This is a genomic window from Azospirillum endophyticum, from assembly GCF_016595245.1.
GTDB classification, from domain to species: Bacteria; Pseudomonadota; Alphaproteobacteria; order Azospirillales; family Azospirillaceae; genus Azospirillum; species Azospirillum endophyticum.
This window is the reverse complement of the sequence record NZ_JAENHM010000027.1, coordinates 1-11825: the sequence shown is the minus strand read 5'-3', so window position 1 is coordinate 11825 and position 11825 is coordinate 1. Positions and strand designations below refer to the sequence as shown.

The 11825-nt window shown below is 68.8% G+C and carries 10 protein-coding genes; 1 reads left to right on the top strand and 9 read right to left on the bottom strand.

Features of this window, described 5'->3' with window-relative positions; translation table 11 throughout:
* Positions 1-11 precede the first annotated feature (11 nt).
* From JHL17_RS08570 to fliF, 8 genes are read right to left on the bottom strand one after another with little or no spacing between them, the layout of a single operon-like run.
* Complete coding sequence (locus JHL17_RS08570) at positions 12-809, bottom strand: MinD/ParA family protein (RefSeq protein ID WP_200192077.1); 798 nt, start codon at positions 807-809, stop codon at positions 12-14.
* Positions 806-2107 (bottom strand): flagellar biosynthesis protein FlhF, encoded by a 1302-nt coding sequence (locus JHL17_RS08565; RefSeq protein ID WP_200192075.1) that lies wholly within the window; start codon positions 2105-2107, stop codon positions 806-808. Before JHL17_RS08565 ends, JHL17_RS08570 begins: the two co-directional genes overlap by 4 nt.
* A gap of 46 nt (positions 2108-2153) precedes the next feature.
* Positions 2154-4331, bottom strand: a complete 2178-nt coding sequence (gene flhA, locus JHL17_RS08560) for a flagellar biosynthesis protein FlhA (RefSeq protein ID WP_200192073.1) — start codon at positions 4329-4331, stop codon at positions 2154-2156.
* A 42-nt stretch (positions 4332-4373) separates the two neighbouring features.
* Positions 4374-5939: a sigma-54-dependent transcriptional regulator gene (locus tag JHL17_RS08555; protein WP_200192071.1), complete on the bottom strand. Its 1566-nt coding sequence runs from the start codon at positions 5937-5939 to the stop codon at positions 4374-4376.
* A gap of 4 nt (positions 5940-5943) precedes the next feature.
* Positions 5944-6849 carry a motility protein A gene (locus JHL17_RS08550; RefSeq protein WP_200192069.1) on the bottom strand — a complete coding sequence of 302 codons (906 nt, stop codon included), beginning with the start codon at positions 6847-6849 and terminating at the stop codon, positions 5944-5946.
* Positions 6849-7166: a flagellar motor switch protein FliN gene (fliN, locus tag JHL17_RS08545; RefSeq protein WP_098737805.1), complete on the bottom strand. Its 318-nt coding sequence runs from the start codon at positions 7164-7166 to the stop codon at positions 6849-6851. The genes JHL17_RS08550 and fliN overlap by 1 nt, the downstream gene beginning before the upstream one ends.
* A 34-nt stretch (positions 7167-7200) precedes the next feature.
* The gene (locus JHL17_RS08540) at positions 7201-7977 is read right to left on the bottom strand and encodes a FliH/SctL family protein (protein ID WP_200192047.1); all 777 of its coding nucleotides are present in this window, start codon (positions 7975-7977) and stop codon (positions 7201-7203) included.
* Between the two features lie 50 nt (positions 7978-8027).
* On the bottom strand, positions 8028-9689 hold the full coding sequence (gene fliF / locus JHL17_RS08535) for a flagellar basal-body MS-ring/collar protein FliF (protein WP_200192045.1): 1662 nt from the start codon (positions 9687-9689) through the stop codon (positions 8028-8030).
* 598 nt (positions 9690-10287) lie between these two features.
* Between fliF and JHL17_RS08530 the strand changes: the two genes are divergently transcribed.
* A complete protein-coding gene (locus JHL17_RS08530) occupies positions 10288-10809 on the top strand; it encodes a helix-turn-helix domain-containing protein (protein ID WP_200192043.1) in 522 nt (173 codons plus the stop codon).
* A 30-nt stretch (positions 10810-10839) separates the two neighbouring features.
* Here JHL17_RS08530 and JHL17_RS08525 read toward each other — a convergent pair whose 3' ends face one another.
* Positions 10840-11448 carry a transcriptional regulator gene (locus JHL17_RS08525; protein WP_200192041.1) on the bottom strand — a complete coding sequence of 203 codons (609 nt, stop codon included), beginning with the start codon at positions 11446-11448 and terminating at the stop codon, positions 10840-10842.
* Between the last annotated feature and the right edge of the window lie 377 nt (positions 11449-11825).

Here is an 11825-nt window from a genome sequence, read left to right as displayed (position 1 = left end):
ATCCGCGCCGGTTACTTGGCGCCGGCGAGCAGCCGCTGCACGATCGCCTCGACGTCGCGGGCCGCGTCGCTGGACGGCGAGCGGGTCAGCAGCGGCGTCTGGTTGCGGATGGCGTCGCGCACCTTCAGGTCGCGGCGGATGATGCCGGCCAGCGCCGGCTTGTATTTCAGGAAGTTCTGGCAGGCCTTCAGGATGGTGCCGTAGGTCCGCTCGCCGTCCTTCACGCTCTGCGCCATGTTGACCACGATCCGCAGGTCGGCCGACGGGTTGGTGGCGTGGGTCAGCTTGATGAAGGCATAGGCGTCGGTCAGCGAGGTCGGCTCGTCCGTCGTCACCACCAGCGTCGTCCCGGCCGGCCCGGACAGGGTGCGCACCGTGCGGTCGACGCCGGCCCCCATGTCCATCACCACCCGGTCATAGCTCCGCGCCAGCTCCAGCAGGTCGTTGCGCAAGGACGACAGCCGCTGGCTCGGCAACTGGGCCAGCGTGCCCGATCCCGAGCGGCCGGCGATGATGTCGAATCCGGTGTCGGCGAAGCGCTGTGCCGCCTTGGCCAGCGTCACCTCGCCGTTGATGACGGCGCCCAGGTCGTTCTTGGGCGAGAATCCAAGCTGGATGTCGACGTTGGCGAGGCCGAGGTCACCGTCGAACAGCAGGGTGTTCATGCCCGCCTTGGTCAGGGCATGGCTCAGCGTGATCGAGAACCACGTCTTGCCGACGCCGCCCTTCCCGCTGGCCACGGCGATGACGTTGGCGCCGCGCAGCGGGCGAACGTTCTTGAGGGCGGCCGGGAACACCGGATCGGTCATGGCAGGGTCCTCGACGAGGGGGAACTGGCGGCTTTGGCCTTGGTTGCGGATTTCGCGGCTGCAGGTTTGGACGGCTTGGCGGCGGCGGCCCTGCGTTGTGGCGGCGGGGACGGCGCCGGTTCCATCTCCGGTTCGTCCTCCTCCGGCCGATAGCCCCGTCCGAAGCTCGGCCCGCGGCCGGAGCCGCGACCCGATCCACGCTCCGGCTCATGGTCCGGCCCGTGGTCCGCCTCATGGTCCCGATGCCCGTCCTCGTCCTCGTCCCAGTCGGCGGTGCGGGCAGTGCGGCGCGGCGCCGATTCCTTGGCGGCGGGCGCCTTCTCCTCGGCCGGGATCATCATGCGGGCCAGCGCCAGCGGGTTCAGCGCCGTCAGCCCTTCCGCCACCTTGGACGAGACGCTGGCGTCGCAGAAGGACAGCCGGGCGCGGGCGGCGACCGCCAGGACGCTGCCCAGCCGGCGCGCCATGTCCAGACGGGTGACCAGCAGGCGGCGCACCCCCACCGCCTTGAAGGCCAGCGCCATGTCGGCGGCCTCCAGCGCGTCGAGCCCGGCCGGCAGGACCAGCACCGGCTCGACCTCCCCGGCGGACAGCATGGCGCGCAGATCCTGCATGTCCGCGGCGTCGTACGGATTGCGCCCGGCGGTGTCGACCAGCACGAGGTCGGTGCGGCGGTGGACCTCGAAGGCGCCGGCCAGCGCGTCCGGATCCTCCACCGTCGCCAGCTTCAGCTTCATCAGCCGGGTGAAGGCGGCGAGCTGGTCGACGCCGCCGGCCCGCACCGTGTCGGTGGTGATGACGCCGACCGAGCATTTCCTGAACACCGCCCGCGCCGCCAGCTTGGCCGCGACCAGAGTCTTGCCGGAGCCCGGCGGCCCGACCAGCGCCAGCGGCTTCACCGGCGCGCGGCCGTCGGGCAGCGGGTTGAAGGTGAAATAGGAATCGAGCGCCGAGCCCAGCGCCAGCCGCGGATCCTCGGTGTCCAGCCCCGACGCGGCGTCGATCAGCTGTTCGGCCAGCGTCGCCGGCACGCCGTGGCGCTGCAGGGCGTCGGCCACCACCTCGCCGACGTCGATCTCGGGCTCCACTGGCTTGGGCGGCGCCTTGGCCCGGCCGTTGCGCGACCCGCCGGCCGCCGGGGGGGGCGGCAGCGCATCCTCTTCCACCGCCGCCGTCACGCGCACGCCGCCGCCTTCCTCCTCGCGCGTTGCGACGATGATGGCGTCGTCGCCCAGCGACTGGCGCACCATCCGCATGGCGTCGGACATGGTCTTGGCGTGGAAGGACTTCAGCCGCATCGGCAGCGCCTTCCGTCAGGTAAGGGGAGGGGGAGGGCGCGCGCCATCAGATCTGCCCCAGCGTCTTGATGCGCGCCTTCGGGTGGATCTCGTTCTGCGACATGACCACGGTCGCCGGCCGGAACCGCTCGACGATGGAGCGGACGAAGGGCCGGATCAGCGGGCTGGTCAACAGAACGGGACTCTCGCCCATCATGGCATGTCGCTCGAAGGTTTGGCGGACGGAGGTGATGAACTGCTGCAGGCGGGACGGAGCCATCGTCAGCTGCCGGTCGTCGCCGTCGCCCACCAGCGATTCGGCGAACCCCTGCTCCCATTCGGGCGACAGGGTGACGAGCGGGATGAAGCCCATCTCGTTCGTGTTCGCGTCGCAGATCTGCCGGGCGAGGCGGGAGCGCACATGCTCGGTGATCTGGGTGATGCTGCGGGTCTGGCTGGTCGCTTCGGATACCCCTTCCAATATGGTGGGAAGATCCCGGATCGAAACCCGTTCGGCAAGGAGATTCTGCAACACCCGTTGCAAGCCGCCCACAGTGATCTGTCCGGGCACCACGTCGGCGATCAGCTTCTGGTGTTCCTTGTCGGTCTCGTCCAGCAGCTTCTGCGTCTCGGTGAAGGACAGCAGCTCCGGCATGTTGTCCTTGATCAGCTCGGTCAGGTGGGTGGTCACCACGGTCGACGGGTCGACCACGGTATAGCCCTTGAACAGCGCCTCCTCGCGGTATCCCGGCTCGATCCAGATGGCGGGCAGGCCGAAGGTCGGCTCGACCGTCTGTTCGCCGGGCAGGCTCATGGCATCGCCGCGCGGGTCCATCACCAGCAGCATGTTGGGCCGGATGTCGCCGCGCCCGGCCTCGATCTCCTTCACGCGGATGATGTAGGTGTTGGGCGGAAGCTGCAGGTTGTCCTGGATGCGCACCGCCGGCATGACGAAGCCGACCTCGCCGGCGATCTGCCGGCGCAGGCCCTTGATCTGGTCGGTCAGCCGGTGGCTTCCCGCCTGCGGCTGGTTGATCAGCGACAGCAGGCCGTAGCCCAGCTCCAGCCGGATCAGGTCGATGGACAGCGCGGTGGAGATCGGCTCGTCCGGCGCCGGCCCGCCGCCGGGCATGCCGCCCGGACCCGTGCCGGCTGCCGCCGCTTCCTCCGCCGCCGCGGCCTCTTCCGCCTCCTTCTTCGCGCGCAGGCGCGGCATGTACCAGGCGGCGAAGCCCACGGCGCCGATGACCGGGGCCAGCGTCAGGATCGGCATGCCCGGCAGCAGGGCCAGCACGCCGATGGCACCGGCCGACAGGGCCAGCGCCTGGCTGTGGCCGGTCAGCTGGCCGACCACCGCCTTGTCGGTCGAGCCGCCCATGCCGGCCTTCGACACCAGGAAGCCGGCGGAGATCGAGATGACCAGCGCCGGGATCTGGGAGACGAGGCCGTCGCCGATGGTCAGTTTGGTGAAGGTGTCCAGCGCCGTCATCACCGGCATGTCGTGGCGCAGCACCGCGATGGTGACGCCGCCGATGATGTTGATGAACATGATCATCAGGCCGGCGACCGCGTCGCCCTTGACGAACTTCGACGCACCGTCCATCGAGCCGAAGAAGGCGCTCTCGTCCTCCAGCTCCTTGCGCCGCGCCCGCGCCGTGCTCTCCTCGATCATGCCGGCCGACAGGTCGGCGTCGATCGCCATCTGCTTGCCGGGCATGGCGTCGAGGGTGAAGCGCGCCGCCACTTCGGCGATGCGGCCCGAACCGGCGGTGATGACCTTGAAGTTCACGATCGTCAGGATGGCGTAGATGATCACGCCGATGACGAAGTCGCCGCCCATCACCAGGCTGGCGAAGGCCTCGATCACATGGCCGGCGGCCGACGTGCCCTCATGCCCCTGGGTCAGGATCAGGCGCGTCGAGGCCATGTTCAGCGACAGGCGCAGCAGCGTGGTGATCAGCAGGATCGTCGGGTAGGACGACAGCTCCAGCGGCTTCTCGATGAACAGCACCACCATCAGGATCAGGATGGAGATGGTGATGTTCAGCCCCAGCATCATGTCGAGCATGACGCTGGGCAGCGGCATGATCAGCCCGACCACGACGATCAGGATGCCGATGGCCATCGCCACGTCGCCGCGCTTCAGCGACGCCTTGGTGACCGCCCACATCTCGCCGAAGGCGGCCATGTTGCCGGCACCGCCGGCCCTGCCGCCCCCGCCGCTATTCTGCTCCGTCAGCGCCATGGATGCTCCCGCCGCTCAAGGCTTAAGGACCGCGGGACGCCGTCAGGCCGTCGCCCGTTCGTCGTTGCCCGGGGTGGGCACGCTGCGGCCTTCGTCGCCATACTGCTTCAGCTTGTTGCGCAGCGTGCGGATCGAGATGCCCAGGATGTTGGCGGCATGGGTGCGGTTGCCCAGGCAGTGGGTCAGCGTCTCCAGGATCAGGTCGCGCTCGACGTCGGCCACGGTGCGGCCGATCAGCGCCGCCAGGCCGGCACCGGTCGCACCGGCATTGGCGGCGGCGGTCGCGGCGGCGGTAGCCGCGGCACTGCTGTTGGCCGCCATGCCGTAGGGGCCGGGCTTGCCGCCCTTGGGCGGGCCGTAGCCGGTCTGCCCATAGCCGTGCGGCCCTGTGCCCTGCGGCTGGCCCGGGGTGGCAGCCGCCGGCACCGTGCCGGCTGGACCGGCGAACGGGTTGGCGACCGGCGAGTCGCTGGGGATGGAAGCCTGGGCGCTGCCTTCCGGGGCCAGCAGCTTGCTGGTCAGCATGATCGCTTCCGGCCCGACCTCCTCGCCGCGCGACAGCAGGACGGCGCGGTGCATGGTGTTCTCCAGCTCGCGCACGTTGCCGCGCCAATGATGCGACTGGAGCATCAGCATCGCGTCGTCGGTCAGGCGCTTGTCGCCCAGCCCGTTGGCCTCCGCGTATTTCTTCAGGAAATGCTCGGCGATCATCGGGATGTCGGCCGGGCGCTCGCGCAAGCTGGGGATCGCCACGCTGAACACGTTCAGGCGGAAATACAGATCCTCGCGGAAATTGCCGGCGCTGACCTCCGCCTCCAGGTTGCGGTTGGAGGTGGCGATCAGGCGGACGTTGACCTTCACCGGCTGGCTGGAGCCGATGCGGTCGATCTCCTTCTCCTGGATGGCGCGCAGCAGCTTGGCCTGGAGCCGCGGGTGCATCTCCGACAGCTCGTCCAGCAGCAGGGTGCCGTTGTTGGCCTCCTCGAACTTGCCGAGCCGGCGGGCGACGGCGCCGGTGAAGGCGCCTTTCTCGTGGCCGAACAGCTCCGATTCCAGCAGGTTCTCCGGGATGGCGGCGCAGTTCACCGCGACGAAGGACTCGCCCGACCGCCGGCTCTTGCGGTGGATGAAGCGGGCCATCAGCTCCTTGCCGGTGCCGCTCTCGCCGGTGATCATCACCGACGCGTCGCTGGGCGCCACCTGCTCGGCCAGCCGCAGCGTCGCCAGCATCGCCGGGTCGCTGCAGACGATGGAGTGGCTCTCCTCGGCCACCGCCTCCAGCACCGCGGCGATCAGCTCGGCGTTGGGCGGCAGCGGCAGATATTCCTTGGCGCCGGCGCGGATGGCGCGCACGGCGGCCGCCGCATCGGTGCCGATGCCGCAGGCGACCACCGGGATGGTGATCCGCTCCGCCTTCAGGCTGTCGATGAAGGTGGCGATGTCCAGCTTGACGTCGATCATCACCAGATCGGCGCCGGCGGCGGCACGCAACGCGTTCAGCGCCCCTTCGATGCTGTCGGTGTGCGACACCTTGGCCCCCCGCTTCATGGCGATCTTGCCGGCGGCGGTGATGTAGCCTTCCAACGTTCCAACGATCAGCAGACGCATAGCCTTACGCTCCCACTCTCGGGGCTTCCCGGTCGAAATACTGGATCCGCTTTCCAGGCGGCAGGACGGCGTTCAGGAGCATCTCCAGACGCCGCGGATTTTCCTGGCGCGCGATGGACACGGCGCCGATGGTATAGAGGGTCTTGACCAGCGCGTCCTCCTCCGCCGCCCGCTCCACCTTGGCGGCGAGGGGCGACAGGACGACGTTGCCGAGCACGGCCCCGTAGAAGGTCGTCAGCAGCGCCAGCGCCATCGCCGGCCCGATGGCCGACGGGTCGCTCAGGCTGCCCAGCATCTGCACCAGCCCGACCAGCGTCCCGATCAGCCCCATGGCCGGCGCCACTTCCGACGCCCGGCGCAGCACCCCGGCGCTCTTGCCGTGGCCGCCGACCGTCGCCTCGACCTCGCCGGTCAGCATCCGCTCGATGGCGTCGGGCGGCAGGCCTTCGGTGATCAGGGTGACGCTGCGGTGGAGGAAGGGTTCGCCGCGCAGTTCCGGCAGGACGTTGCGCAGGGTTTCCGGCCCGGCCCGGCGGGCGGCCTCGGCCAGCAGGATGACCTGCCGCGCGACGCCCTTGGGGTCGAGCGTCTGGTGGACCAGCACCGCCGCCGCGTTCCTCCAGGCCACCGCCACGTCGCCCAGCGAGAAGGAGGCGGTGGTGACCGCCAGCGTCCCGCCCAGCACGATCAGCAGCGACGGCGGGTCGAGGAAGGCGCGGGCCGATCCGCCGGTGGTGATCGCGATCAGGATCACCCCGGCGGCGGCGGCCAGCCCGACCAGCGTCGCCACGTCCAGCCCGCCGCGCAGGCGCACGCTCCGCCCCGGCGCGGTCGCGCCGGTGGGAGCGGCGGCCGGCTGGGGCTGGGCCGCCTTGGCGCGGGACGCGGCGCTGTCGGACGGAACCGCCATCAGCCCCGGTCCGACTTGATGATTTCCGTCATGGTCACGCCCAGCCGGTCTTCCACCACCACCACCTCGCCGCGGGCGACCAGGCGGTTGTTGACGTAGATGTCGATGGCCTCGCCGACCTTGCGGTCCAGCTCGACCACGGCGCCGCGGCCCAGCTTCAGCAGCTGCGCCACCTGCATGGTCGACTTGCCCAGCACCGCGGAGATCTGGACGGGGATGTCGTACACCGCCTCCAGATCCTTGGTGATGCCGGGGCTGGCGTAGTCGTCGCCATCGCCGCCGTGCAGGTCGTTCAGCGAGAAATTGTCGCTCGGCATGTCGGTCTCGGACCTCCTTCATTCCGGACACCCCTCAGACGGGGGCCGGAGCCTCCAGCATATGCGCGGCACGGCGTTCGATCTCGGCCAGCAGCTGGGCGGTATCCCGCTCCATGCCGCCTTCGGCCCATTCAATGCGGCAGCCGCCGGGGGAGATCGACGGATCGCCGATCACCATCAGCTTGGCGCCGAAGCCGCGCGACCCGACCGTCTGGTCGAGATGGTCGCGCACCAGACCCATCGTGTCCTCCGCCACCCGGATGACCAGCCGCGGCTCGTCGATCAGGTCGGTCAGGCAGGTGCGGACCATCCCCTCCACCTCGGCCATGCCGCCGCGCCGCGCCCATTCCGGCATCAGCTTGCGGACGATGGCCAGCGCCAGATGGACCGGCTGTTCGCTGCGCGCGGCGTTGCCCGCCTCGCGCTCGGCCAGCAGCCGCTGCACCCCGTCGGCGATCTGGGACAGCGCGTCGGCGATGCGGTTGTTCACCGTCGCCTCGATCTCGGCCTTGCCGCGCTCGTATCCGGTGTTCTGGCCGGCGGCCATGCCGTCGGTGAAGCCCTTGCCGTAACCGGCGGCGGTGCCCTCCGACTTGCCGGCGGCCACGCCCTCCTCATAGCCCTGGGCGCGGGCGGCGGCCAGCTCCTCCTCGCCGAAGGTCGGGGCGGGCGGCAATTCCGGCACCGGCTCCGGTTCCGGCAGGGCCGACAGCTCGTCCTCCGGCAGCAGGTCGTCATCCTCCACATGGGTCATGCGGGGGACGGCGTCCACGTCGAAGGACTCGTCGAAGAGGAATTTGCGCACGCTCATCGCCGGTGCGCTCCCTTATTCGGGATGAAGATGGTGGAGGCCGGCATTGCTCAGCTCTCCTGGTACAGCCAGTTGCGCAGGATGGAGACCGCCTCTTCCGGGTGCTTGTCGACGATCTCGCCGACCTTGCGCAGGGAAGACGCGCGGACGCGGCCTTCCACCCGGTTGATGTCGATCATCTGCTCCAGCTCCTCGTCGGCCTGCGCCGCCTCCAGCGCCAGATCCTGGGCCAGCGCGCCGGTGGGGGCGGCCAGCGCCGCCGGCATGCCGGCCTGGTCGGTCAGCAGGCGGTCCATCTCGTCCTCCTCCTGCATCTCCGCCTTTTCGAAGGCGCGGGAGATCAGCGGGCGGATGACCAGCAGGATGATGAGGACGGCGACGATGCCCAGGACCACCATCTCCGCGATGCGGAACAGGTCGTCCTTGGTCATGCCCATGAACAGTTCTTCCGGCTTCTGGATGTCGTCGTCCGGCGACCAGAAGCGCATGTTGATCACCTCCAGCGAGTCGCCGCGCACGGCGTCCAGCCCGACGGCGGACCGCACCAGCGCCTTGATGCTCTCGACCTCCTGCTCGCTGCGCGGCTGGTAGGCCGGCGGCGCATCCTTTGACAGCTGATAGGTGCCGTCCACCAGCACGGCGACCGACAGGCGGCGGACTTGGCCGGCCTCGCGGACATGCGACTTGGTGGTCTTGGTGATCTCGTAGTTGATCGTCTCTTCGTTGCGGTTCGACTTGTTCGAGGACAGCGGGCTGGCGCTGCTGCTGGCCTGGGCCGTCGGCAGGTTCTGGTCCACCGTCACCGGGGCCAGCGGGTCGCGGTCGCTGCTCTCGTTCGATTCGGTCACCGTCTGGGTCGAGCGGACGACCTGGCTTTCCGGGTCGAAGATCTCCGACTGCGTGGTGATTCGGTCGAAGTCGAGGTCGGCCGACACCTCCGCCCGCACCTTGCCGTAGCCCAGCGTGCGGCCCAGCAGATCCTCGATGGTGCGGGCCAGCCGGCCCTCATAGGCCTGCTTCTTCTCCTCGGCGCTCGCCATCATCGCTTCGGCGGTGTCGCTGCCGGTGCCGCGGGCCAGCAGCTTGCCCTTGTCGTCGACGATGGAGATGCGGTTGGGATCCAGGTTGGGGACCGAGGCGGCGATCAGCTGCTGGATCGCCTGGATGTTCTCGCGACTCAGCTGGGTGCCGGGACGCAGCTTCAGGAAGACGCTGGCGGTCGCCGGGTTCTGCTGGCGGGCGAACAGCTCGCGCTTGGGCAGCACCAGATGGACGCGCGCCTGCTGGACGCCGTTCAGCGTTTGCACCGTGCGCGCCATCTCGCCTTCCAGCGCGCGCAGGTGGTTGATGTTCTGCATGAAGCTGGTGGCGCCGAAACCTTCGCCCTTGTCGAACAGCTCGTAGCCGACCGATCCGCCGGACGGCAGGCCCTGGGCCGCCATGCGCATGCGCATCGGCCCGACCTGGTCGGCCGGGACCATGATCTTGGTGCCGGTCTTGTCGACGGTGTAGGGAACCTTCGCCTCGTCCAGCTTCTTGGCGATCGCCGCCGCCTCGGTCTGCTGGAGTTCGGAGTAGAGCAGCTCCATCTCCGGCGTGGACAGCCGGGTGGTCAGGTAGACGAAGAATCCGATCAGCAGAAGCCCGACGCCGCCGATCGCCGCGAGGCGGGCGGGGCCGAGATTGCGCAAGGTCTGCAGCAGGTTGTTCACGCGCGGTCCCCGATCGGAAGTCTTCCCGGCATACTCTCGACATGGCTCCGTATCGCGTGTGCGAAACGGTTTCTGCAAGTTCCGCGCCGGGCATGGCTACGTTGGGGCATGCTGCGGCGTCTTGATGAAGAGAGGGTTAATCGGCGGCAGTTTTTGCCCAGCGCCCGGCAAAAACTGCCTAGTGCCCCGTAAATGTTGCAGCCCTGCGGCGGCGGCGCAACGGTTTCCCGCCACAACTTCCGGTCACACTGTCGCAGTCGCCGCCCTGCTTGAGCGGAACCGGTGCGATGCCGCGACTGTGGGTAGGATGGTACCGTTCTATGCGCGAAAAGAGTGCGGTCCTATGGCCGACCGGCCAAATCCCGCGAAAACTCCTCTGCCCAAAAGAGGTATCTGGTCCAGCCAAGGTTGACATCGGCAGGCCGCGGTCATAGCTGAGTTGCATTCCATGCCCGAAACCGGCCGATTCGTCACTCCCGGCGACGTTTCCCAAGCCTGGGCGCCATGGCCACGCATTGCGGAAGGCCAGGACCGGCGCCTTGGACGGCGGCTGGAAGTCGCGGCTGCCGGGACCATACAGGATCGAAGGGAAGCAACCATGAAACGGCGTGGCCGCGAAAAGAAGGAAGGCCTGAACGAGGTCGATGTGTTCGTCGGTCAGCGCCTGCGGGAACTGCGCATGCTCGCAGGCCTCAGCCAGAGCGACGTCGCCTCGGCCCTCGGGCTGACCTTCCAGCAATTGCAGAAATACGAGCGGGGCTTCAACCGCGTGTCTTCCAGCCGCCTGTTCAAGCTCGGCCAGTTCTTCCGCGTTCCCGTCTCCGTTTTCTTCGAAGGGTTGGAGAACCGGCAGCCGGCGGTGGAGGGCGGCGAGGTGCCGGCGGCTGGCGGCGGCGGCGAGGAGCAGGAGAACACGCTGCAGTCGCGCGAGGCGCTGATGCTGGCGCGCTATTTCCAGAGCATCCGCGATCCGCAGATCCGCGCCGCCATCCGCGAACTGGCGGAACGCTGCGCCGAACAGCAGGCCGACGGCACCGCGTCGACGAGTGGGGCATCCGGCGGGGCGCCGGCGCCCAAGCGCGGCCGTGGCCGCCGGGCGGAGCAGGGCGGCCACGCCTGACCGGCGTCGCGGCTTTCGGCATCGTTGTTTTCAGGCCGGCTTCAGCCGCCGGTAATGCTCCAGGAAATCGGCCAGCGCCTCTTCCGGGCCGAGCGGCACGATGGCGGCCTCGTCCGGGTCGGGCAGGTCGCGCCAGTTGACCCGGTGCGGCGCGCAGAGGTCGCGCAGCTCGGTCGCCAGCGCCCGCTGGTCGGCCAGCTTGACCGCCTTCGGCTCCGGATGGCGGAAGCCGAAGCGCTGGGCGAGCGCGCTCTTGATCGGCTCCACCGCCTGCCGGATGGCGTCGCGGCCGATCCGCACCTTCCAAGGCGTCGGCCAGTCGCCGGTGAAGGCCTCCTCGCTGTCGTGCATCAAGGCATCATAGGCATAGCCCTCCGGCGCCAGCCGGCTGGCCAGGACGCAGTGCTGGGCCACGCTGAAGAAGCGTTGCGTGTTGCCGACGAAGCGGCACTGGTAGGCGAGCGGGCGGGCGATGTCCTCGATGTCGAAGGGGCCGAAGTCCGGCTGCTCCAGATCGACCGTGCGGCCCGAATAGGTGATCATGACCGCCGTCGGCTCGGGCACGTCGAGCAGATCGAGCTGGTCGGGATGGGTGATGCGCGGCGACCCGCCGCGCTTCTTCGGCGCTGCTTTCTTCATGGCCCTTCAAGTCTCTGATAGCCCTCAAGTCTCTATCAGATCGGGCCCCCGCCGCTCAACCGCGCGTCCGGCAGAGTTCGTTCCTCGATCCCCGCCTTCGAGTTTGTGAAGACATAGGAGACTCGTTGAGAGAAGCCCCAAGTTCGAACCGCGCCGCGTCGGATTGCATCGCGCGCTTCCCTCGGCCGTCATTCCCGCGAAGGCCGGATCCATTCTTCACAGGCACTTATATTGGAAACCCTGGTTTCCCGCCTCCGCGCTAAAGAATTCACAGATTTCGCTTTTGTGACCAAGATGCAACTTTTGGCGGTAGAAAGCCCTTCTCCCCTTGCGGGGCGGGATGAGCAACTGTCTTGTTCATGGGTTGGCTGGAATGG